23 protein-coding genes and 2 pseudogenes are annotated in these 22,691 nt (G+C 65.0%); 6 read left to right on the top strand and 19 right to left on the bottom strand.

All coding sequences use genetic code 11. The features are described 5' to 3' along the window. The first annotated feature begins 5 nt into the window (after positions 1–5). Both V5F77_RS10805 and V5F77_RS10810 read left to right on the top strand, forming a co-directional pair. Entirely contained in the window at positions 6–1,313 is a 1,308-nt protein-coding gene (locus tag V5F77_RS10805) for a TRAP transporter large permease (protein WP_429005357.1), read from the top strand. Positions 1,314–1,591: 278 nt separating this feature from the next. After that, positions 1,592–1,876 (top strand): hypothetical protein, encoded by a 285-nt coding sequence (locus V5F77_RS10810; RefSeq protein WP_429005358.1) that lies wholly within the window; start codon positions 1,592–1,594, stop codon positions 1,874–1,876. A gap of 41 nt (positions 1,877–1,917) precedes the next feature. Here the strand turns inward: V5F77_RS10810 and V5F77_RS10815 are convergent. Then, positions 1,918–2,359 (bottom strand): annotated as a pseudogene (locus V5F77_RS10815) (IS5 family transposase); the annotation flags it as partial. A 187-nt stretch (positions 2,360–2,546) separates the two neighbouring features. Next, complete coding sequence (gene wrbA / locus V5F77_RS10820; protein ID WP_429005359.1) at positions 2,547–3,146, bottom strand: NAD(P)H:quinone oxidoreductase; 600 nt, start codon at positions 3,144–3,146, stop codon at positions 2,547–2,549. A 212-nt stretch (positions 3,147–3,358) separates the two neighbouring features. Between wrbA and V5F77_RS10825 the strand changes: the two genes are divergently transcribed. Then, entirely contained in the window at positions 3,359–4,252 is an 894-nt protein-coding gene (locus V5F77_RS10825; RefSeq protein ID WP_429005360.1) for a LysR family transcriptional regulator, read from the top strand. A 65-nt stretch (positions 4,253–4,317) separates the two neighbouring features. Here the strand turns inward: V5F77_RS10825 and V5F77_RS10830 are convergent, their stop codons facing one another. Further along, positions 4,318–5,964 carry a SulP family inorganic anion transporter gene (locus V5F77_RS10830; RefSeq protein WP_429005361.1) on the bottom strand — a complete coding sequence of 549 codons (1,647 nt, stop codon included), beginning with the start codon at positions 5,962–5,964 and terminating at the stop codon, positions 4,318–4,320. A gap of 627 nt (positions 5,965–6,591) precedes the next feature. Here V5F77_RS10830 and V5F77_RS10835 point away from each other — a divergent pair. Together V5F77_RS10835 and V5F77_RS10840 are read left to right on the top strand one after the other, a co-directional pair. Beyond that, complete coding sequence (locus V5F77_RS10835) at positions 6,592–7,107, top strand: cold-shock protein (RefSeq protein WP_429005362.1); 516 nt, start codon at positions 6,592–6,594, stop codon at positions 7,105–7,107. Positions 7,108–7,155: 48 nt separating this feature from the next. Then, positions 7,156–7,401 carry a hypothetical protein gene (locus V5F77_RS10840; protein WP_429005363.1) on the top strand — a complete coding sequence of 82 codons (246 nt, stop codon included), beginning with the start codon at positions 7,156–7,158 and terminating at the stop codon, positions 7,399–7,401. Between the two features lie 325 nt (positions 7,402–7,726). Here V5F77_RS10840 and yihA read toward each other — a convergent pair whose 3' ends face one another. The 12 genes from yihA to V5F77_RS10900 form a co-directional block, all read right to left on the bottom strand. Continuing rightward, a complete protein-coding gene (gene yihA / locus V5F77_RS10845) occupies positions 7,727–8,383 on the bottom strand; it encodes a ribosome biogenesis GTP-binding protein YihA/YsxC (RefSeq protein ID WP_429005364.1) in 657 nt (218 codons plus the stop codon). Between the two features lie 39 nt (positions 8,384–8,422). Continuing rightward, positions 8,423–8,983, bottom strand: coding sequence for a cytochrome b (locus V5F77_RS10850; protein ID WP_429005365.1), 561 nt, complete (start codon positions 8,981–8,983; stop codon positions 8,423–8,425). Then, on the bottom strand, positions 8,980–9,540 hold the full coding sequence (locus V5F77_RS10855) for a YceI family protein (protein WP_429005366.1): 561 nt from the start codon (positions 9,538–9,540) through the stop codon (positions 8,980–8,982). Before V5F77_RS10855 ends, V5F77_RS10850 begins: the two co-directional genes overlap by 4 nt. A 165-nt stretch (positions 9,541–9,705) precedes the next feature. Then, a complete protein-coding gene (gene yidC, locus V5F77_RS10860) occupies positions 9,706–11,541 on the bottom strand; it encodes a membrane protein insertase YidC (RefSeq protein WP_429005367.1) in 1,836 nt (611 codons plus the stop codon). Beyond that, the gene (gene rnpA, locus V5F77_RS10865) at positions 11,538–11,918 is read right to left on the bottom strand and encodes a ribonuclease P protein component (protein WP_429005368.1); all 381 of its coding nucleotides are present in this window, start codon (positions 11,916–11,918) and stop codon (positions 11,538–11,540) included. Before rnpA ends, yidC begins: the two co-directional genes overlap by 4 nt. Before the next feature lie 21 nt (positions 11,919–11,939). Next, positions 11,940–12,074 carry a 50S ribosomal protein L34 gene (rpmH, locus tag V5F77_RS10870; protein ID WP_348846609.1) on the bottom strand — a complete coding sequence of 45 codons (135 nt, stop codon included), beginning with the start codon at positions 12,072–12,074 and terminating at the stop codon, positions 11,940–11,942. Between the two features lie 166 nt (positions 12,075–12,240). Beyond that, the gene (ybaL, locus tag V5F77_RS10875) at positions 12,241–14,178 is read right to left on the bottom strand and encodes a YbaL family putative K(+) efflux transporter (protein WP_429005369.1); all 1,938 of its coding nucleotides are present in this window, start codon (positions 14,176–14,178) and stop codon (positions 12,241–12,243) included. Between the two features lie 196 nt (positions 14,179–14,374). Then, the gene (leuD, locus tag V5F77_RS10880; RefSeq protein WP_429005370.1) at positions 14,375–14,980 is read right to left on the bottom strand and encodes a 3-isopropylmalate dehydratase small subunit; all 606 of its coding nucleotides are present in this window, start codon (positions 14,978–14,980) and stop codon (positions 14,375–14,377) included. Between the two features lie 80 nt (positions 14,981–15,060). Beyond that, positions 15,061–15,603, bottom strand: coding sequence for a cytochrome b (locus V5F77_RS10885; RefSeq protein WP_429005371.1), 543 nt, complete (start codon positions 15,601–15,603; stop codon positions 15,061–15,063). Between the two features lie 144 nt (positions 15,604–15,747). Then, a complete protein-coding gene (locus tag V5F77_RS10890) occupies positions 15,748–16,188 on the bottom strand; it encodes a metallopeptidase family protein (RefSeq protein WP_429005372.1) in 441 nt (146 codons plus the stop codon). Positions 16,189–16,540: 352 nt separating this feature from the next. Beyond that, on the bottom strand, positions 16,541–17,965 hold the full coding sequence (gene leuC / locus V5F77_RS10895; RefSeq protein ID WP_429005373.1) for a 3-isopropylmalate dehydratase large subunit: 1,425 nt from the start codon (positions 17,963–17,965) through the stop codon (positions 16,541–16,543). Positions 17,966–18,039: 74 nt separating this feature from the next. Continuing rightward, positions 18,040–18,210 (bottom strand): hypothetical protein, encoded by a 171-nt coding sequence (locus V5F77_RS10900; protein WP_429005374.1) that lies wholly within the window; start codon positions 18,208–18,210, stop codon positions 18,040–18,042. A gap of 221 nt (positions 18,211–18,431) precedes the next feature. Here V5F77_RS10900 and V5F77_RS10905 point away from each other — a divergent pair, with 221 nt between their 5' ends. Next, positions 18,432–18,689 carry a hypothetical protein gene (locus tag V5F77_RS10905; RefSeq protein ID WP_429005375.1) on the top strand — a complete coding sequence of 86 codons (258 nt, stop codon included), beginning with the start codon at positions 18,432–18,434 and terminating at the stop codon, positions 18,687–18,689. Here V5F77_RS10905 and V5F77_RS10910 read toward each other — a convergent pair. The 4 genes and pseudogenes from V5F77_RS10910 to V5F77_RS10925 all read right to left on the bottom strand — a co-directional run bounded on the left by V5F77_RS10910 (position 18,650) and on the right by V5F77_RS10925 (position 22,627). Continuing rightward, positions 18,650–19,240: an MFS transporter gene (locus V5F77_RS10910; protein WP_429005376.1), complete on the bottom strand. Its 591-nt coding sequence runs from the start codon at positions 19,238–19,240 to the stop codon at positions 18,650–18,652. The two genes, V5F77_RS10905 and V5F77_RS10910, sit on opposite strands and share 40 nt — an antisense overlap. A 145-nt stretch (positions 19,241–19,385) precedes the next feature. After that, positions 19,386–19,919, bottom strand: a pseudogene (locus V5F77_RS10915) (MFS transporter); the annotation flags it as partial. 198 nt (positions 19,920–20,117) lie between these two features. Continuing rightward, positions 20,118–20,891: a hypothetical protein gene (locus V5F77_RS10920; protein WP_429005377.1), complete on the bottom strand. Its 774-nt coding sequence runs from the start codon at positions 20,889–20,891 to the stop codon at positions 20,118–20,120. A 98-nt stretch (positions 20,892–20,989) separates the two neighbouring features. Further along, on the bottom strand, positions 20,990–22,627 hold the full coding sequence (locus V5F77_RS10925; RefSeq protein WP_429005378.1) for a phosphoenolpyruvate carboxykinase: 1,638 nt from the start codon (positions 22,625–22,627) through the stop codon (positions 20,990–20,992). Positions 22,628–22,691 lie beyond the last annotated feature (64 nt).

The raw sequence follows: 22,691 nt of genomic DNA on the forward strand, positions 1-22,691 counted from the left end.
GATCTGTGAGCGGCGTCGAGATTGGCCTGATTGCGCTGATTCTGCTGGTCGCCATGCTGCTGCTTGGCCTGCCCATCGGCCCCGCACTCATCGGCGTCTCCTTCCTCGGCCTCTGGGCCTTGAAGGGATGGGCCGTGGCGCTGGGCGCCCTCGGGATCGTGCCATTCAACTTCGCGGCGAACTGGATTCTCAGCTCGCTGCCTATGTTCCTTCTTATGGGCCACATCTGCAACCGCGCCGGGCTGACTGACGGACTGTTCCAGCTTGCACGGGTGTGGCTCGCGGCCATCCCGGGCGGCCTCGCCATCGCCTCGGTCCTCGGCGCCACCGGCTTTGCCGCGATGTGCGGTTCCTCGCTGGCGTGCTCCGCCACGATCGGCAAGATCGCCATCCCTCAGATGATCGCGGCGAGATATCATCCCGGACTAGCGGCAGGCTCTGTCGCAGCGGCGGGAACCATCGGCGCCCTAATCCCGCCGTCGATCATCCTCATCTTCTACGGCCTGATCGCCGAAGCTCCGGTAACGCAGCTCTTCCTCGCCGGCATCAGCGCCGGGCTTCTCACGTCCATCGGCTATATTCTTGTTATCCTGATACGGACCCGGCTCGACCCTTCCCTCGCACCGCCCTTGGACCACCGCGCGAACCGGACGGAGCGCCTTGCGGCATTTCGAGAGACGTGGCCGGTCGTTCTCCTTCTCCTGTCCGTCTTCGGTGGCCTATTCGGAGGCGTATTCACGCCCACCGAAGCCGGTGCGGCCGGCGCGGCAACGGCTGCGCTGATTGGCTTTGCCAAGCGCTCGCTCAGCTTGAGCGCCTTTGTCGAGGCGGTAGGAGAGACGGCGCAGACGACCTGTGCGCTGATCCTGATCGGAATCGGCGCGAGCCTCCTGGCAAGACTGCTCACGATTGGCGGAACCGGCGCATTTATAGCCGATAACCTCGCCGTGCTGGGCCAGCATCCTGCGGCGCTGATGCTAGCCATCGCCCTGCTCTATCTGGTCCTCGGATGCTTTCTCGAACCCATCAGCAGCATGCTGATCACCCTGCCTATCGTTTTGCCGCTTGTGGCGACGGCCGGTCTTGACCCGATCTGGTTCGGCGTCGTCCTGACGAAGCTGCTGGAGATCGGCATGATCACCCCTCCGGTCGGTCTCAACGTTTTTGTGATCAAGGGTGTGGTCGGCGACCTTGCCCCCACCTCAGCGATTTTCCGCGGTTTGTTCTGGTTCGGGCTGATGGACATGGCCGTGCTGGCCATGTTGATCTGCGTGCCGGATGTCGTCCTCTTCCTGCCATCCGTGCTCGGCTAGAGCATGCGCCGATCAGTTTGCACTGCAATGTGATCGGAAAACGCGTTCTATATCTTTAGGTTAGGGGGAGACTTGCCGAGCAAATTGGTTCAATTTGCTCGGATCGCGATCGAGTGGGTCCATCTCATTTGGGATCGGCCCGCTCGCAATTCGCGGCAAGGCGTCCTCACATCACAGAACGCAGCTACTTTACTTAACAGCGATTTACGCAGCTTGTCTCGTGTTACGCAACCGCCGAGCTACGCTGGCCCTATATCGTTGAGGTATTGGAGACGGTAATGGATCAGACAGACAGACGTTTTAGTCTCCCTATCGGGAGCGAGGGGGTGAAAGGCCAGAATGTTCACCGCACAAGCGACACGGAGTTCATCCGCGGTCCGCTCGCCAATGCTGTAACGGCCATCCTGCTCCAGGCTGAGGCGATCCGCCGACATCTGGCGAACGACACGGTGCAACAGGCGGAGCTCGAAAGCGCCGCCGAACAGATCCAGCTCAATGCAGAGCGGATATGGAACGTTATGGAAGCCACAATTCTTCCGCCGACGGGGCCCTTGCGATCCTAGGGCAGGACTCATAACCAGTCGCTGAGGGTCGGCGCGACGTAGATGGCGGCGCCGGTGAGCAGGAAGACGATGGGCCGGCACTCGCGTCGGTCAGTACGTGGATCTTGGTCGTGCGCCCGCCGCGCGAGCGGCCGATGGCCTGGCTCCGCTCCCCCCTTTTTCCGCCCGAGGCCGAGCCGTGCGCCTTCACGGCGGGGCTATCGATGAGCACTTGGGCTGGAGGACCGCCGGCACTCGCCAGGGCGTAGAAGAGATCGACCCAGACGCCCTTGACTGCCCCGCGCACATAGCGGCTGCAGAGCGTCTTGCGCGGCCCGTAGTCGGGCGGTGCATTGATCCAGCGTCCGCCGGACTTCAGGACATGGACGATGCCATTGATTCCGCGGCGGTCGTCAACACGCGGCTTCCACGCATATCCGTCGGAAGATGCGGCTCGATCCGTGCAAATTGCGCGTCCGTGAGCCAGAAACGATCCCGATTCAACCGTGCGGCCTCCCGCAAGCCGCGAATCACGCCGAGCCGGCGAAGCCAAACACTTTATGGGCCCCTGCCCCTGGCCCTTCGCACCCTCGCAAATGTTGATCGAGGTTACCGCCGCCATGACTTCGACCGCGCGAAATGAAAGCGGCGGCCTCCGGGGCCGCCGCTTTGCTTTTGAAATGATCGCGTGTCAGCCGAACAGTTTGGCGGCGGTCTTGGCGATGATCTCGCCCTGGTGGCGCGCGCCGGCCAGTTCGATCTGCGAGGGTTGGCGCGAACCGTCGCCGCCGGCGATCGTGGTGGCGCCATAGGGCGCGCCGCCGACGATCTCATCGAGCGTCATCTGGCCTTGGTGGCTGTAGGGAAGGCCGACGACCACCATGCCGAAATGCAGGAGATTGGTGATGATGGAGAATAAGGTGGTCTCCTGGCCGCCGTGCTGGGTGGCGGTGGAGGCGAAGGCTCCGCCCACCTTGCCGTTTAGCGCGCCCCGTGCCCACAGGCCACCGGCCTGATCCAGGAACGCCGCGAGCTGAGACGACATGCGCCCGAAGCGCGTGCCGGTGCCGATGATGATCGCGTCATAATGCTCAAGGTCGGCGACGGCAGCGATCGGGGCGGCCTGATCCAGCTTGAAATGCGCGCCCTTGGCGATCTCTTCCGGCACGGTCTCGGGAATGCGCTTCACATCCGCCTGCGCGCCGGCGGCACGGGCGCCTTCCGCCACCGCATAAGCCATGGTTTCCACATGGCCGTAGGACGAATAATACAGAACCAGAACCTTAGCCATAACGGCCTCCGCGAGCTGAAACGCGGCCTTGGCCGCTGGGGTGCCGGCAAAATCGCACTCCTCGACACCTGGATCTAGCCGAATAATTTAAACGATAATGTTCGAGATTTTAGAAAAGTTCGCGTACCACGCCTTTAAGCGGTCGATCGACGGCCTATAAGTATCCTAACGTGACACGCCCCTTATGCCTGCCACTCAGGAGCCCCCGCGCGATGCCCGAGCCCGGCACGCCCACCTTCGATCAGTTGAACGTCTTCCTCTGCGTCGTGGACGCGGGCAGCTTCGCCGGCGCGGCGCGCAAGCTCGGCCGCGCCACGTCGGTGATCAGCTATTCCATCGCCAATCTCGAAGCCCAGCTCGGCGTTACCTTGTTCGATCGCGACACGACCAAGAAGCCACGCCTGACCGAGGCCGGCCGCACGGTACTCGGCGAAGCCCGCTCGCTCGCCAACGGCATCAACGGCCTGCGTGCAAAGGTGAAGGGTATGCTGCAGGGGCTGGAGCCGGAAATCCACCTCGCGCTCGACGTCATGCTTCCCGCCGCTCGGGTGGTCGATGCGCTGAAGGGCTTTCGCGAAGCCTTCCCGACGGTGAACCTGCGGCTCTATGTGGAGGCACTCGGTGCGGTGACCCAGATGGTGCTGAACCGGCAGGCGACGCTCGGCGTCAGCGGCCCGCTGGACTTCGGCCTCACCGGGCTGGAGCGCATCGGCATCGGCGTGGTGGAACTGGTGCCCGTGGCTGCCCCGAACCATCCCCTCGCCCGCGCCGCGGAGAACCAGCCCGGCGCAGGCCGGGAACACATCCAACTGGTGCTGACCGACCGCTCGCCGCTGACCGAGGGCCTCGACCTGGGCGTCATCGGCACCCGCACCTGGCGGCTCGCGGATCTCGGCGCCAAGCACACCTTGCTGCGCGAGGGCATCGGCTGGGGCAACATGCCCCTGCCCCTGGTGCGGGAGGATCTTAAGTCCGGCCGGCTGGTGCAGCTCGACATGCCCGACGCCCGGGGCACCTCGTACGCCCTGCAGGCCATATATCGCACCGACAGCCCGCCGGGACCGGCCGGCGCCTGGCTCATCGCGCGGTTTAAAAGCCAAGCGTAGAAATGCCGTCAACATGATGTCGCGACGCCCCTACGCGCGCCGCCAACATCATGCTCCGGCCCGCTTCAGGCAGCGGCGGCAACTGGCTGCGACAAGGCGAGCGCGGCATCGAAACTGTCGGCCCAGCGCACCTGCTCACCCTCGGGGGCAAGGCCCATGCGGCGCAGCACCCCTTCGATCTGCGGCACCATCCCGCACAGGATCACCTGAGTTCCGCTGTGGCGGCAGCGCCGCACGAATTCGACCACCGCGCCGACGCCGGTGGCATCGATCATCGGCACCTCCTCCATACGCAGGATGAACACGCGCGGCATCTGGCCGATCTGGTCGAGCACCTCGGACAGATGCGCGGCGGCGCCGAAGAACAGTGGCCCGCTGACGTCGAACACCTCGACGCCCGCCGGCAGCAGGGCGCGCACATCGGTTTCGTTATCGTCGGTGCGGGGTGCCAGTTCCACCCGCGTCATCTGCGCCATGCGATGCATGAAGATCACCGCCGCCAGCACCACACCCACGGCGATGGCGACCGTCAGGTCCACGGCCACCGTCAGCGCCAGGGTAGAGAGAAGCAGGATCCGGTCACCGATCGGCGCACTCATGAGATGGCGGATCTTGCCGATCTCACTCATATTCCAGGCCACGACCATGAGGATGGCGGCAAGGCTCGCCAGCGGCACGTAGACGGCGAGCGGCGCCAGCAGCAGCATCACCGCCAGCACGAACACGGCGTGCATCACGCCGGAAACGGGCGTGCGCGCTCCAGCTCGGATGTTGGTCGCCGTGCGAGCGATGGCACCTGTCGCCGGCAGCCCACCGAACAAAGCGGACGCGGTATTGGCAAGGCCCTGTGCCAACAATTCCGCATTAGGGCGATGCCGACCGCCGGTCATGCCATCGGCCACCACGGCCGAAAGCAGGCTCTCCACGCCGGCGAGGAATGCGATGGTCAGGGCGCTCGGCAGCAGCTCGGTAACGCGCGCGAAGGTGAAGGCCGGGAAGCTCGGCAGCGGCAGGGCGCCTGAGATGCCGCCGAACCGCGAGCCGATGGTGTCGACCGGAACCTTCAGAAACACCACGGCAAGCGACCCGAGCAGCACCACGATGAGGAAGCCCGGCGCCTTGGGCGCGACCCGCCGCAGCACCAGGATGATGGCCAGCGCGCCGACCGACAGGGCAGCGGTGGCCAGCGAAACCGTGGGTGCCGCCGCGAACAGCGCTTCCCACTGGCCGATGAACTCCGCCGGCAGATGGGCCACGGTGAGGCCGAAGAAATCCTTCACCTGGCTGGAGAAGATGATGACGGCGATGCCGGCGGTGAAGCCCGTGACCACCGGCTCGGGAATGTAGCGCATGAAATTGCCGAGACGGGCGAACCCGGCCACCACCAGGATCAGCCCCGCCATAAGGGTGGCGATGATCAGCCCGTCATAGCCGTGCGTGGCGATCACGTTGGCGACCACCACCACGAACGCGCCGGTGGGACCGCCGATCTGATAGCGGCTGCCACCGAACGCGGAGATGATGAAGCCCGCCACGACCACCGTGATCAGCCCCTTGTCGGGGCTCGCGCCCGAGGCGATGGCGAGGGCCATGGCGAGCGGCAGCGCGACGATCGCGACGGTGAGGCCGGAGACGGCATCGGCGCGAAGATCGCCGAACCCGTACCCTTGCGAGAAGATCGTGACGATCTTCGGGACGAATCCCTGTCTCACGGAATGTCCTGGGCGCCCGGAGGCGGGGCCCGTCAAATCGGTCATAGCGGCGTTCCTACATGTGGCCCCAGGTCCCGGCATGTGGCGGCATGCGGCTGCGGCGGCACGCGCAGCCCGGACTCCAGGCTAAGCTGACAGCCCGGGAAGGCCTTCAGCACGGCCTTGGCGGGAACATCGCTCCCCTACCACTAAGTTTGCGCGCGGTGGGGTAAACATTCATGTACCAAATCGTCACAGAAGTGTGTTAGTGTCTAGGATGCCGATTTGTAGAGCGCATCTAGAACGATCCGCGAAGCAATTTGGCTGTGTCCATTAGGCTGCGAGGCGAGAAACGGGAAGCGGACTTGAGGGTGTTTTGGAACTTCTTTTGAGGTATTCCAAAACGTGTTCAGCACGCATCAGCAAGTTTAGCAATGGTGGATGGCCCTAGCCAGTATTGGCGACCTGACCTCAACGGAAATACACATGAGCCGTAACCGAGACTTCCGAGAGCCGCGCCGTCGTGGCTTTGATGACGACTTTGCCGCCCCGCCGCGCAGCAGTTTTGGAGGGGGCGACCGCCCCTTTTCTTCGCCGAGCAGCAGCTTCAGTGCTCCGGCTCCGTCTGGTCCGCCAATCGATGCCACTGTGAAGTGGTTTAACCCTGAGAAGGGCTTCGGCTTTGTCGAGCTCGCCGACGGGTCCGGCGACGTGTTCCTGCATGCGCGCGCCCTTGAGGCCGCCGGCCAGGAAAGCGTTCCTCCCGGCTCCAAGCTGAGCGTTCGCGTCGGCCAGGGCCAGAAGGGCCGTCAGGTCACCGAGGTGCTCGAAGTCGACACCTCCACGGCCGAGGCGGCTCCGCCGCGTCGTGAGCGCACCGGCGGCTTCGGTGCCGCTCCGCGTTCCGGCGGCTTCGGCGCCAGCGCAGGCCCCCGGGCCGCGACCGGTCCGACGGAAGAACGTGTCGGCACCGTGAAGTGGTACAATCCCGATAAGGGCTTCGGCTTCATCGCCGTTGAAGGCGGCGGCAAGGACGTGTTCGTCCACGTCACCGTCGTGTCCCGCTCCGGTCTCGCCGATCTGGCCGAGGGCCAGCGCGTGGTGGTGCAGGTTGGCCAGGGTCCCAAGGGTCCCGAAGCCCGCGGCATCGAAGTCGCAGACTGATCACTGACTCATGAGGTGGGATTTCCCGCCTCGGCTTTCGAGACGGGCGTGGCCTCAGCGGTCGCGCCCGTTATCGCTTTTGACAAGGGATACAGCGTTAAAATGGTGCAGCAAGCGGAGGCAGACCTGCAGGGCCTCCTCGATCGATTGAAGACGGCTCAGCGCGAACTTCTCCTCAATGCGGCGCGGTCCGCCAGTTTTCCCTCGGACGGCGCCCTGCGCAAGATTTCCGAGCTGGAAGGCGCGATCGCCGCAACCGAAGCTTTGCTTCAGGAACCAACTCCCAAGCGTTAAGGCATGTGCATTTCGCGCCAAGGCGACATCGCTTCGCGGCGCGAAAGCATATTCGCACAAGCGTAAGCCGTGGCTCCCCGTCCCTGAAACGGTGACGGGTCTAACCAAAACTTCGCCCGCGGTTGGGCCTTGCCCCGTCGCGGGGTAACCGCCCCGCCGACCGGGACACCCGAACCATCCCTTTTTTGTAGGACACCTGGCGGGTGCATGGCTGCGCGGCGCCGCGTCCCGGTCTGGCGCGTCCTTCACCGGACCCCGTGTCGCGTGTGAAAAAGATAGTCGCGCCGGATCCGACCAGACTTGAGCCCTCCGCGCGGCGGGGGTTCTAACCCGCGCGTTCCGTCAGCAATTTCGCCACCGCGCCACGCAATTCGGGAAGCCCTGCCCCGGTATGGCTGGAAGTGGCGAAGACGTGGGGATAGGCCGCGGGCCGTTTGCGGATTTTCGCTTCGGTCTCCGCGAGCCGCTCAGGAAAGGCAGTCGGCTTCACCTGGTCCACCTTGGTGAGCACGATGGCGTAGGAGACCGCCGCCTTGTCCAGCAGATTCAAGATCTCCTCGTCCACCGGCTTGATGCCGTGGCGGGCGTCGATCAGCACAAACACGCGCGCCAGATTCACCCGCCCCTTGAGATAGTCGAGGATGGTGTTGGTCCAAGCTTCGACCTTCTCCTTCGGCGCCTTGGCGAAGCCGTAGCCGGGCATGTCCACCATGGTGAGCTGCGGGCCGACGCGGAAGAAAATCAGCTCCTGCGTGCGCCCCGGCGTGACCGAGGTGCGGGCCAAAGTCTTGCGGCCGGTAAGCCCGTTCACGAGGCTGGACTTGCCGACATTGGAGCGCCCGGCGAAGGCGATCTCGAGCCCCAGCATGGGCGGCAGGAATTCCACGGTCGGCGCCGCGGTCAGGAAATTCCATTCCGCGGCGAACAACAACCGCCCCTGTTCCAGGAACTGCGCGTCGAGATCAGTCTGAGGCTCGGTCATGCATGGCTTATCCGCCGGACCGGCCGGATGCGCAAGCCTTCACATTCCCATGCGCGACAGGGTCGAATCCCGGTCGACGAAGCGGTGTTTCAGCCCCCCGAGAATGTGGAGCGTAAGCGCCCCGATCATCAGATAGGCGAGGATCGCATGCAGCTGGCTCGCCGATGCATAGACATTCGCATCGGGGGCGACCAGGTCCGGCAAGGTGAAGAGGTTGAACGGCCGGGTCGGCAGATGAAGCGGGGACGACGACACCACCAGCCAGCCCGTGAGCGGCAGCGCCACCATCAACAGGTAAAACAGCCCGTGGACAATCCGTGCGAGCCCCGCCTCCAGAGGGGCCCAACGCGCGCGCGCCTGGTGCGTGGAAGGCCCGGGGTGCCGCCCGCCGAGGCGCAGCATGAGCCGCAGCGTCACGAGCGGCATCACCAGCACTCCGAGGGACTTATGCCATTGGTAGAGGGCGAAGGTTTGGCCGAGATCGAACGTGCCATAGGCCATGGCCAGACCCAACCCCAGCAAGACCACCAGCAGCGCCGCCATCCCCCAGTGCAGCCCGCGCATCGGCAGGCTCCACCGCTGGCTCGCGGGGGCGGTCATTTCGGTTCCGCCTGTGCATACACGGTGATGCGCACGTCGTCCGACACCAACGGCAACCCGCCAGTCATGCCGAAGTCCGACCTGTGAATGGCCCCTTCCACCTGAAAGGCGAAGCCCTCGCGGCTCCCTTCCGCATGCGGCGCGACCTTCACGTCGAACGCCTGCTCGCGCGTGACGCCTAATAGCGTGAGATTTCCCACCACCTCCACCGTCTGGTCATCGAGCTTGCGCACCCGAATCGAGTCAAAGGTGATTTCCGGATAGCGTGCAGCATCAAGGAAGACGGGGCCACGCACATAATCGTCGAGCGCCGGCGCCTGGGTATCCAGCGATCCCGCACCGACCTGAAACATCACCTTGCTGCGGGCGGGCATGTTGAAATCTATGTTCAGATTGGCCGTGAACGCGCGAAAAACGCCTTTGGTCAGGGGAAAGCCCTTGGCTCCGACCTCGAAGCCGATGCGGGTCGCCGAGGGATCGACGGCATAGGCTACGGGCGCCGCGGCGGCCGGCGCCGTACAGAGCAGGAACATGAAAAAGGCGAGACGCCGACGCATTGCCATATCCTTCGCTGAAAAAGACGAAAGAAGAGCCCATGGCGAGCGGATCTAAGGCGGCACCGCAAGATATCGCTTACGCGCCTTCAAACGTAAGTGAAGCGCCCCAGCGTCAGCGGAGCGCTTCACTTTTCATGCGGACATGTCTTGCAGGCGTCGGAGCCGTCACCCCTTCGCCGGCGCCTTCTTCTTGAAGGCGCCGCGGATATTGTCGAACAATTCGATCTTCACGCCGTTCCGCTTCATGATCGCGGCCTGCTGAAGCACCGAGAGCGTGTTGTTCCAGGCCCAATAAATCACCAGTCCGGCCGCGAAATGGGCGAGCATGAAGGTGAAGATGATCGGCATATAGTTGAAGATCATCTGCTGGGTCGGATCCGGCGGAGCCGGGTTGAGCTTCATCTGCACCCACATGGTCACGCCCATAATGAGCGGCCAGGCGCCGAGCATCAGATAGGCGCCGATGACGGGCACGCTGCTGGGATCCCAAGGAATCAAGCCGAACAGGTTGAACACCGTGGTCGGATCGGGCGCCGACAGATCCCTGATCCAGCCGAAGAACGGCGCATGCCGCATCTCAATGGTGACGAACAGCACCTTGTACAGGGCGAAGAAGACCGGGATCTGGATCACGATCGGCAGGCAGCCGGCGATCGGATTGATCTTCTCCTTCTTGTACAGCTCCATGGTGGCCTGCTGCTGCTTGACCTTGTCGTCCGCATAACGCTCGCGGATCGAGGCCATCTCCGGCTGCAGGGCCTTCATCTTGGCCATGGAGGTGTAGGATTTGTTCGCGAGAGGGAAGAAGATCCCCTTCAGCATCACCGTGACGATCAGGATCGCAATGCCGAAATTTCCGACGACGTGGAAGATCCAGTCGATCACCTGGAACAGCGGCTTGGTGATGAAATAGAACCAGCCCCAGTCGATCAGGCGGTCGAAGCGGTCGATGCCATATTGGGTCGCATAGCCGTCGACGACGGCGACCACCTTGGCGCCCGCGAACAGGCGAGACTGGGACGAGACGGTGGCGCCGGGCTCGATGGTCTTGGGCGCCGCGAGATAATCCGCCTGGAAGGTCGGGACGTTGCCGACCGTCGAGGTGGAGAAGCGCGCGTCCACGGTCACGCTCTGGTCGGGAATGACGGTCGCGGCCCAGTATTTGTCGGTGATGCCGAGCCAACCGCCGGTCGCCTTGAACAGGTTCGGCTTGGCCGCGTCCATCTTGGAATAGGTGACTTCCTGCAGACCTGAATCGCCGAGCACGCCGATCAGGCCCTCGTGCAGGATGTAGAAGCCCTGGGTATGGGGAACCCCGTGCCGGGAGACCAGCGCGTAGGGATAGAGGGTGAGCGGCGCAGCGCCGTTGTTCACCACCTCGTCCTTCACCGTGAACATGTAGAATTCATCGATCGCGAAGGTGCGCTTGAAAATCTGGCCCTGCCCATTGTCATAGGTCAGCACCAAGGGCGCATTGGGCGTGAGCTTGGCGCCGGCGGGCGCGGTCCAGACCGTGTCCGGTCCTGGCAGCGCCACCGAGGCACCGGGGACGGAGGTCCAGCCGAACTCCGCATAAAAGGGATTAGGTGCGCCGGAGGGAGACAGCAGCACGATGATCGGGCTGCTGGGATCCACGGTCTCATGATACTCGGCGAGCGAGATATCGTCCGCGCGGCCGCCCTTGAGAGAAATCGAGCCCTTCACGCGAGGCGTGTCGATGGCGACGCGCGGGGAGAGGGCGAGCGCCTGCTCGCGGGTCAGGGCGCGGCCGGGGGCTCCCGCCGCGTGGGACGCCGGCGCGGTGACGCCGTCGGGACCCGGGGTTGCGGAGGCGGGAGCCGGGCTCTGTTCGGCCTGCTGCTGCGCCTGCTGGATCACGCGCTGCTGCTCGGCGGCCTGGCGCTGCTTTTCCGCCTGCGGAATGCCAATGAAATATTGCCAGCCGAGGAGGATCGCCAGGGACAAGCCGATGGCGATGAACATGTTGCGATTGTCGGTCATGCCGGGCTGGCTCCGTCGGCGGGGGCGGACGTTTCTCTGGTTCTTGGCTTTCCGGCGCCATGGAGCCGGGACACGGCGCGCTCGAGGTCGCGCACCAGATCCGGAAAGGGCGCGTGCAAGGCGTGCAGCCGCGCCACCATCACATAATCGAAGCCCGGGCGGGCTTTTGCCGGCAACACCTGCCGCGCCACTTCCCGCAGTCGGCGGCGGATGCGGTTGCGCACGACGGCATTGCCGACCTTCTTGGTCACCGTCAGGCCGATCCGGGCTTCGCCCTGGTCCCTGCGGTCGCGGCCTTGCAGCAAGAACGACGCGACACCCGCACGTTCTGCCTTGGCCGCGGCCAGAAAATCACGCCGCTTAAGGAGCCGGTCCAATGTGAACAGCTCCGTGGCAGATCACGCCGAAAGACGCTTGCGGCCATGAGCCCGGCGGGCGGCGATAATCTTGCGGCCATTCATCGTCGCCATGCGCGCACGAAAGCCGTGCCGACGCTTGCGCACGAGCTTGCTCGGTTGGTAGGTGCGCTTCACGGTACTTATCTCCGGAGTTTTGATGGCGACGACCGCGATCCGGAACCTGTTCCGCCGGCCGAAGCCGTTGGCGCCCACCCGATATCAGATCGGTAATAAGGCGAGGTCCCAGGAGCCGGAGCCGCCCGAGTTCGGGCTCGGCTTATAGGCGGCGGCGGACGGCGCGTCAACGCCCTTGGCCTGCTTCGCCCATGCCGTCCTGCGAAACCGGCGCAGGATCGGCGGCGGTTTCCCGTGGGTCGCCGGCCGTCCGGGTCGCCTGCGGCGCGGCTTCCGGCGGCACCGGTGCGGACGCGCCGTCAGCCATCTCGGCAGCGGAAGAAGCCGCCAATTCCTCAATGATTTTCGGGCCTATACCCGCCGCGGGGGCCGATCCGTCCGGCAGATGGCCGACGCTGGTGGGCGCGTCCTCGGTGTCGTCACGCAGCACATAGGCCAGCATGCCGCGTGCAACTTCCCGCTCGCCCATGATGATAAAGCCGGCGCCGCCCTGGCGCAGATGCTCGACCTCGGCGTCGGAATGGGCGCGGGCGATGATCTCCAGCCCCGGATTGAGCGCGCGAGCCTTGCGCAGCACGCTCGCGGCCTCGAAGCCGTCGGGGATGGCGAGAATCAGGCGCCGCGCGCCCGGCAGATTGGCCGCTGCGAGGGCCTCCGGCGCGGCGGCGTTGGCGGCCAGCACCTCGACCCCAGCGCGGCGCAGCGATTCCACCGCGTCGCCGCTATCCTCGATCACCAGGAACGGGACACCCCCGCCGCGCAGCCCTTCGACGACCAGGCGACCCACGCGCCCATAGCCGACCAGGACGGTGTGCCCGCTCTGGGCCGTGGGCACCAGGGCCGTGGCCTCCTCGACCACGGCGCGTTCCGCGGCCGGCTCCGCCTTCTTGCGCGTGAGGCGTGGGCGGAGCCGGTCCAGCGCCATGAAGAAGAACGGATTGATCAGGATCGAGAGGATCGCCGCGGCGAGGATCAGATCGCGGCCCTCCGCCGGCATCAGCCCGAGGTCGACACCGAGCGCGGCGAGGATGAAGGAGAATTCGCCGATCTGCGCGAGACTGGCGGAAATCGTCAGCGCGGTCAGCTTTTCATAGCCGAACATGCGCACGATCAGGTAGGCCGCCAGCGACTTGCCCACCAGCACGACGAGTACCGTCCCCAATAGGGGCAGCGGTTGGCGCAGTAGAATGCTGGGATCCACCAGCATGCCCACCGAGACGAAGAACAGCACCGCGAAGGCATCGCGCAGTGGCAGCGTTTCCTCGGCGGCGCGGTGGGCGAGCGGCGATTCGCTCAGCACCATGCCGGCGAAGAAGGCGCCGAGGGCAAAAGATACGCCGAACAGGACTGCTGAGCCGTAGGCGACGCCCAGGGCGATGGCCAATACCGCAAGGCGAAACAGCTCCCGCGAACCGGAATGGGCGACCCAATGCATGATCCAGGGGATCACGCGTCGGCCCACCACCAGCATGAACACCACGAAGGCCACGACTTTTCCGACCGTGAGGCCGAGGGTGTATTCGATGTCAGAGGAGCCGAAGAGCGCCAGCGCCTCGCTGTTGGAGACGCTCTTGCCGCCAAGCGCACCGGACATGGCGGGCAGCAGCACCAGCGCCAGGACCATGGCCAGGTCCTCGACGATCAGCCAGCCCACGGCGATACGGCCCTGCTCGCTCTCCAGCAGGCGGCGCTCCTGCATCGCGCGCAACAGCACCACCGTGCTCGCGACCGACAGGGCGAGGCCGAAAACGAGGCCGCCGCCGAGGCTCCAGCCCATCAGATGCGCCAGCCCCATGCCCAGGATGGTCGCCACCGCGATCTGCACCACCGCGCCGGGAATGGCGATCGCCTTTACCGATAGCAGGTCCTTCAGGGAGAAATGCAGGCCGACACCGAACATCAGCAGAATGACGCCGATCTCCGCCAGCTCCATCGCAAGATGCTGGTCCGCCACGAAACCGGGCGTGAACGGGCCGGCGGCGATGCCGGCCAGGAGATATCCGACCAGGGGAGAGACCCGCAGCCGCTGCGCGACCGCGCCCAGGATGAAGGCCAGGACAAAGGCCATCACGATGGTTGCGATCAATGGAGTGGCATGGGGCACGGTTACAGCTCCGACGCGAAGGCGATAATTTTGAGGAAGACCACCCGGAGGGCGGCGGTGCAGACCCGGGGAAGGCCGCTCACAGCTTAGACCATACGGTATGGCGACAAAGGGACAGGGCGTAGAAAAAAGCGCTCCTCAGGCACAAAAAAGGCGCCGCGTGCGAGGCGGCGCCTGTCTCGTGAAACGTCCCTTGTCAGAGCCAGGAGCGCTGCTCCTGGGCCGTCGCCTCATAGCTGTTGATGCTATCGCCCTTCTCCAGGGTGAGGCCGATATCATCCAAACCTTCCAGCAGGCAGCGCTTGCGGAACGGATCGATCTCGAACTTGACCGTGCCGCCGTCCGGCCCGCGAATCTCCTGGGCCACCAGATCCACCGTGAGGGTGGAATTGGCGCCGCGGCTCGCGTCGTCGAACAGCTTGTCCAGGTCCTCTTGGGAGACCATCACCGGCAGGATGCCGTTCTTGAAGCAGTTATTGTAGAAAATGTCGGCGAACGAAGTGGAGATCACGCAACGGATGCCATAGTCCAGCAGCGCCCACGGGGCATGCTCACGCGACGAGCCGCAGCCGAAATTGTCTCCGGCCACGAGGATCTTGGCGGCCCGATAGGCGGGCGTGTTGAGCACGAAATCCGGGTTCTCGCTGCCGTCGTCCTTGTAGCGCATCTCGGCGAACAGGCCCGTGCCGAGGCCGGTGCGCTTGATGGTCTTCAGGTAATTCTTCGGAATGATCATGTCGGTATCGACATTGACCATCTTCAGCGGCGCCGCGACGCCCTCGACCGTGATGAATTTTTCCATCGGCTTGCGATCCCTTCGTCCCATGTCCGGCGCGGCGCGCCTTCATCCTTGCCGATTGTCGGGGTCGGCTTCCCCCGTCCCTATGCTCGACCCGGCAGCATGCGGGCGAGGATGTCGTCCTTCTTCACGAAATGATGCCAGAGTGCGGCGCAGGCATGCAGCACGGCGATCGCGATCAAGGCGTTGGCAAGCCATTCATGGACCTCCTGCACCTCCCCCGCCGTTGTCCGGTCGACCGCGATCGGCGAGGGAATGCTGAACAGGCCGAAGAAGCTCACGTCGTTGCCACGCAGAAACGCTAGCCCGATTCCCACCACCGGCACCGCCAGCAAGAGAATGTACAGCGCGATATGCACGGCGTGTGAGGCGGTGTGGGTCAGCGGCGTCAGCGCGGTCGAGGGCGCCGGCATCGCCGACATGTTCCGGGCCGCGATGCGGACCAGGAGCAGCAGCAGCACCAACAGCCCGATCGAAATATGCAGCCACCACACCCAGGCACGCCCAGGCGTGCCGCGCGCGAACAGCGCCTCGGCATAGGTGAGGCCATAAGCGCCGAGGATGGCGGTAGCCGTTGCCCAATGAATGAGACGCATGGAGGCCGGATAACGGGAGATCAATGCCATAGAACAGCTCCTTTATTTAGAGACGTTCTAAAATTGGCATGGCAGTTTGTCCATGCGATTTGCGGGCCGTCGACGCGCGCCGGTCCCAAGAGCCGGCGAAGGTCACGCACTGATCTTTCCCCATTTGGCGCACGGTCATTCACGTCAGACATCCGTCTCGGCCTCAACGCGCTCCATATCCGCGTCCGACAGGCCGAAATGGTGGCCGATCTCATGGATCAGCACATGGGCGATGATTTCGCCCAGCGTTTCCTCATTCTCCGACCAATAGTCGAGGATCGGGCGGCGGTAGAGAAAGACCATGTTGGGCAGCGTACCGGTATCAGCGACCGCACCACCCTGCGCCAGGCCGACGCCCTGGAACAGGCCGAGGAGATCGAACGGGGACTCCGCCTCCAATTCCTTCAGCACATCGTCCTCGGGAAAATCCTCCAGCCGCAGCACGATGCCGCCGCAGAGCGCGCGAAAGCTCTCCGGTAGGCGCGCGAAGGCATCCTCCGCGAGGATTTCAAACGCTTCGAGCGAGGGCGCCTCGCGGTTGCGCCAGGCGATCGCATTGGTTCGCGCTATCGCGCCGTCGGACATTGCTTTCCCCTTACAAACCGCAGACGCGCGGAGGATCGCAGCGCGTCTCAAAAATTCCGAACCCGTGATTATGGTTTCGGAACCATTAACGACGAGCGGATGTTGACCCACCAGAAGCATTCAGGAGTGTGACCATGCTGCGCAAACTCGCGGTCACCGGCGCTCTGGTGACAATTTTAGGTGTTGCGGCGTATCTGGCCCCGCAGGAAGCCCATGCGGCATCCCTCGTAATCTCGGGCTTTACCGTTTGACCCAGCGCGGGCTTCCCCGCGCCAAATTTTAAACCTCGCATCCGTAACGCGCATCTGCGTAACGAGGCCGGTCCCTGTCGGGGCCGGCCTTTTTTACGAGGTCAGCCGTTCGGCCAGTGACGCACGTCGACGAAATGACCGGTAATGGCGGCGGCCGCAGCCATGGCAGGCGAAACCAGATGGGTGCGCCCCTTGAATCCCTGCCGGCCCTCGAAATTGCGGTTCGAGGTGGAAGCGCAGCGCTCCTCCGGCGCGAGCCGGTCCGCGTTCATGGCGAGGCACATGGAGCAGCCCGGCTCGCGCCACTCGAAACCGGCGGCGAGGAAGATCTTGTCCAGGCCCTCGGCCTCCGCCTGCAGCTTCACCAGCCCCGAACCCGGAACCACCATGGCATTCACGTGGCTGTTCACGTGATGGCCGTCGACGATCTTCGCGGCCTGCCGCAGATCCTCGATCCGCCCGTTGGTGCAGGAGCCGATGAACACCCGGTCCACAGCGATATCGGTGATTTTCGTGCCGGCAGACAGGCCCATATAGGCCAGCGCCCGCTTCTTGGCGTCGCGCTTCACCTCGTCGGCGATCAAGTCGGGATCGGGCACGAGGCCTTCGACCGAAATCACGTCCTCGGGGCTCGTGCCCCAGGAGACAATGGGTGGCAGATTGGCGCCGTCGATGCGGATCTCGGCGTCGAAATGCGCGTCCGGGTCGCTATAGAGCGTCTGCCAGAAGCGCAGCGCGGCCTCCCATTCGGCGCCCTTCGGCGCGCGCGGCTTGCCCATGATGTAGTCGAACGCCTTCTGGTCCGGCGCCACGAGGCCGGCGCGGGCGCCGCCCTCGATGGACATGTTGCAGACCGTCATGCGCCCTTCCATGGAGAGCGAGCGGATGGCCTCGCCGGCATATTCGATCACATAGCCGGTGCCACCGGCGGTGCCGATGGTGCCGATGATGGCGAGCACCACATCCTTCGCGCCGACGCCCTCGGGCAACGGCCCGTCGACCGTCACCCGCATGTTCTTGGCCTTCTTCTGGATCAGCGTCTGGGTGGCGAGCACATGCTCGACTTCCGACGTGCCGATGCCATGGGCGAGCGCACCGAACGCACCGTGGGTGGAGGTGTGGCTGTCGCCGCAGACGATGGTGGTGCCGGGCAAGGTGAAGCCCTGCTCCGGGCCCACCACATGGACGATGCCCTGGCGCACGTCGCGCTCGTTGAAATATTCAACGCCGAATTCAGCCGCGTTTTCCGCCAGCGTCTCCACCTGGAGCTTGCTCTCGGGATCGTCGATGCCTTTGCTGCGGTCGGTGGTGGGAACATTATGGTCCACCACCGCGAGCGTCTTGGCGGGCGCGCGCACCTTCCGTCCCGCCATGCGCAGGCCTTCGAAGGCCTGCGGGCTGGTGACTTCATGCACCAGATGGCGGTCGATATAGAGCAGGCAGGTGCCATCATCCTGCCGATGGACGACGTGGTCGTCGAAAATCTTGTCGTACAGGGTGCGCGGGGCGCTGGTGGGCTCGGTCATGGGGGAATGTCCTGAGGATCGGGCGCTCGTCCGCGCAGGCGCGGCAAGCCGGGTCGATGACAAGGTGGAAAAAGTCAGCGACCGAGCGCAGCCAGAGCGGCAGTGGTGAACCGTCCGAAGAAACGGCCCGGCAGGCGCACATGGTCCGGCACCGCGGCAAATTCCATCGTGGTGCGCGCGAACGGCCCGGCGGCGCAAAACGCCACCTTGGACAGGCACATGCAGGATGGACGGGTGCGGTTCATGGGGCTTTTTTAGCAGTTCCAGCGTGGCGCGACAATGCACAGACATATGTGCGGAACGCTGCGCCGCAATAGCCGTGGGCCACCGAATGCTACCGCATAGATCTGCATCTCGTTCAGAGCGGTGCGAAAAGCCATGAGCGCCACCGTATTGCTGCGTTGCAGCAAATGCTGTTGCCTTAGCCCACGGTCACGGGCGCGCGGGGTCTTGAGGGAGAGGGATCATGCGGTTGGAAGGCTTTGTCCTCAGCGCTCTCGTGATTGCGGCGAGCGCGGTGATATTCGGCGATCTCGGCCGCGCGGCGGCGCCGAACCAGGTCCAGCCCGGGGAGAACCAGGACGTCGGGACCTATCCGGCGGCGGGCGCGCAGGTCGCGGGTGTCGCCGCCGACGCTTGCGCCGGTCCGCGTACGACCGCCCTGCGCTTTCTCGATCAGGGGGTCTACGCCTCCGACGCCGACCCCGGCTGCCCACCCCGCTGACCCTCAACCGGCGTCACGCCAATGGCGGCGCGGATATAGCGCGAGGCGGTGACCCAGAGCACGAGCGCGGCGATCGCCACCCCGGCGAGCGCCAGGAACGCGGCGCCGTAGCCGAACCGCGCGGCGAGGAAGCCCGCGAGGGCCGGGCTCAGAGCCGCCCCCAGCCCCTGGCAGGTGAGCACCACGCCGAGGCCGACATTGGCATGGCCGGTGCCGCGCAGGATCTGGGCCGCAAGGCCCGGCGTCGCGACCCCCAGCAGCCCTGCCCCGACCCCGTCGAGGACTTGCACCGGGATGAGCGCATAGGGGCTCTGCCACAGGCCGGCGATCAAGCCGCGCACCGGCAGGGCGAGCAAAGCCAGCAGCAGAACCAGCCAATAGCCGCGCGTGCCGGCGAGGCGCGAGGCAAGCAGCGCCATGGGGATCATGGTCAATTGCGCGATCACCACGGTGGCCGCCGTATAGGCGCTCGGGTCCGCCCCGCCCTTCGCGGTGATAGCCTGTCCGAGCAGCGGCAGCATGGCGGCGTTGCCGAAATGAAACAGCAGCAAGGTGGCCGCAACCACCTGCAGGGGGATGCAAGTGAACAGGATCGAGATCGGCGCGGGTCCCTGCGCCTGCGCGCCTGTTTCCAGTCCCCCGGGCCGATTGGTAATCGATATCCTCGGGGCGAATGAAGGCGAGCGCGGCGAGCGACCCCGCCGCCATCATGGCCATCACCACGAACACCGCGGTGACCCCGAAGACATAGCCAAAGCCGCCGGCGAGCGCCGCGGCCCCGAGATTGCCCGCATGGTTGAAGGCTTCGTTGCGACCAAGCTGGCGGGCATAGCCGGCCTGCCCCACGAGGCCGAGGGTGAGGCTCGCGATCGCCGGGCCGATCGCCGCGGCGGCGATGCCGGTCGCGACCTGGGAACTGGCGATCAGCCAGAAGCCCGGCAGTGCCAGCAAGGCGAGCGAGGCCACCATCACCGCGAGCGCGCAGACGGCGATCAGGGCGCGCTTATTGCGCGTCGCATCCGCCAGGGCGCCGAGCGGCGTGGTCGCCAGCATTCCGGCGAGCCCCCCCAAGGTCATCACATAGCCGATGGTATCGGGCGCCCACCCCTGCCCCACCAGGAAAATGCCGAGGAACGGCCCGAGCCCGTCGCGCACGTCGGCGAGAAAGAAATTGAGCCCGCCCAGCGCCCGCGTCGATGCGCGCCGCGCCGCCCCCAGATGGTCGCTCACGATGTCTGCCCCCGCCGGTCCGTCCCCGGCCGCTCGTCCCGCGGGCCGGATCGGCTGTCCCGATCAGACCCGATTGCCGGACGAACGCCAAGCTTGGGTTTCGGTTCCACACCGAAGCTTTAGATAACGTAAGGTAATGCCAGGACCTGATCGCCGGTCATAAGGCGAACCGTCCGTCGCACCCCGCTGCGGGCAGGTTCAACGGGTAGCCAAGGCCGCCGCCCATTCGCCGACCCCCGCGTCCGCCTCCAGCACGGGATCGTTCAGTGTCCAGCGGGGAATGGTCCGCATCCGGTCGAGCCCGGCGAATACGCCCGCAAAGCCGCCCTCCGGCGAAATCTCCCGGAGCGCTGCGTCCAGTTCCTGCCCGAACCCATCAAAGCCTTCCGCGTCCACTTCGCTCAAGTGAATCTGGTTCCACGTGGTGCCAAGTGCGGGATCCTGGAAGAGAACAGCCACGGTCTCCATGGTTCTGAATGTGCCAAGATTTCCCATGGCGACGAGCTTTGAGGCCGCAGGCCCAATGTAGCGTCGCATGATCTCTCGATAATCGCGAAGAAAGGCGACATCGACATCGAGATATTCAATCGACGACTTGCGATGCGGGCGATGAGATGACCCGGCCCAGCCCTGCGGAAAGATGAAAGAGGCAGGCGTCGTGACGAGGACTTCGGCGCGCCGCACGTGTACGCCGGACGGCTGCGGGAGATGGACCAGTTGATCGATCACCTCGCCCGGAACGAAGTCTCGAAAGTAGATAAACTCGGCATGGCTCCAAACGGGCGCGTCCGATTGGCTTTTGAAGATGGAATGATGGCGATACAGAGCCCGGCCGAGGCACGTCTGCCCAAGGGGTCTCCACGCGCTGGCTGCCCGTTCCATCGCCTCCCTGGCGGCTGCCGACGGCGCATCCAATGTCCGCGCCAGCACCACCAGACGCTGGTCCTGTTCGATGGAGACGAACTCCGCCATATGATCGCCGCAGCCGGTACGAGAAAAAATTCAGGTCGGCGGGTGGGATCCCGCCGGCCCTGGCCGAAAGCACCTTACAGGCGTCCGGGCGTGTGGCCTCACTCGGCGGCGAAGCGCACCTGCGGCTGGGCATCGCGCACGTCCGAATCCACATGCTGTTCGAACTTGGCGAAATTGTCCTGGAACATGGCCACGAGCTTGCGCGCCGTGGCATCGAACGCGGCCTTATCGGCCCAGGTCTTGGAGGGGTAGAGAATGTGCGGCTCGATGCCCGGCACCGAGGTCGGCACCGCGAAGCCGAAATAAGGATCGGTGCGGAAGGAGACGTCCTTCAGCGAGCCGTCCAGGGCTGCCGAGAGCAGGGTGCGCGTCACCTTGATGGGCATGCGCCGCCCGACGCCGAACTTGCCGCCCGTCCACCCCGTGTTGACCAGCCAGCAATCCACGCCGTGCTCCGCGATCAGATCGCGCAGCAGATTGCCGTAGACGGAAGGATGGCGCGGCATGAAGGGAGCGCCGAAGCAGGTGGAGAAGGTGGCCTCCGGATCCTTAACGCCCTTCTCGGTGCCGGCGACCTTCGCGGTGTAGCCGGAGAGGAAGTGATACATGGCCTGCGCCGGGGTCAGCCGGGCGATGGGCGGCATCACGCCGAACGCATCGGCGGTGAGCATGATGATGTTCTTGGGCTGGCCCGCGCGGCCGGTGGGGCTGGCATTGGGGATGAAGTCGAGCGGATAGGCGGAGCGGGTATTCTCCGTCAGGCGCCCGTCGTCAAAATCCGGTACGCGAGTGACGGGATCGAGGATCACATTCTCCAGCACCGTGCCGAAGCGGTCGGAGGCGGCGAAGATTTCCGGCTCCGCCTCCTTGGAGAGACGGATGGTCTTGGCGTAGCAGCCGCCCTCGAAATTGAACACACCGTCCTTGCCCCAGCCGTGCTCGTCATCGCCCAGCAAGGTGCGCGCGGGATCGGCGGAAAGGGTGGTCTTGCCGGTGCCGGACAGGCCGAAGAACACCGCCACATCGCCGTTCGGCCCCACATTGGCCGAGCCGTGCATTGGCATCACGCCCTGTGCCGGCAGCAGATAGTTGAGGAAGGTGAAGACCGATTTCTTCATTTCCCCGGCATAGGAGGAATTGCCGATCAGTACGATCTTGCGGGTGAAATCCACCGCGATCACCGTATCGCTGCGCACCCCGTGGCGCGCCGGATCGGCCTTGAAGCTCGGCAGGTCGATGATCGTCATCTCCGGCACGAAATCCGCCAGCTCGGCGTCTTCCGGGCGGCGCAGCATGGTGCGGATGAACAGCGAGTGCCACGCGAACTCGGTATAGACGCGGGTCCTGATGCGATAGGCGGGGTCTGCACCACCGTAGAGATCCTGGGCAAACAGGGTCTTGCCCTCGGCCGCCGCGAGAAAGTCCTGATAGAGGGTCTCGAACTGCGCGGTCGTGATCGCGCCGTTATTGTCCCACCAGACCTCGCTCTCGGTCGCGGCGTCGCACACCACGAACTTGTCCTTGGGGCTGCGGCCGGTATGGACGCCGGTCTCGGCCATCAGCGCGCCGCCGGCGGCAAGGCGCCCTTCCAGGCGCTCCAGGGCGTGCTCATAGAGCGCGGGGGTCTTCAGGTTCCAATGCACGCCCGTCAGATGGCGCAGGCCGAAGCTGTCAGCGCCGCACGCGCTATTGCGAATTCCAGTCTCGAGCACCGAGCATCTCCTTTTCCCCAGCATGATGCGGGGGTCTATGCCGCAGCGGATGTTGTTACCGCGCGAGCGCGCAGATTAAATCGGCCTT

This window comes from Roseixanthobacter psychrophilus, from assembly GCF_043195195.1.
Taxonomy (GTDB): Bacteria; Pseudomonadota; Alphaproteobacteria; order Rhizobiales; family Xanthobacteraceae; genus NCEH01.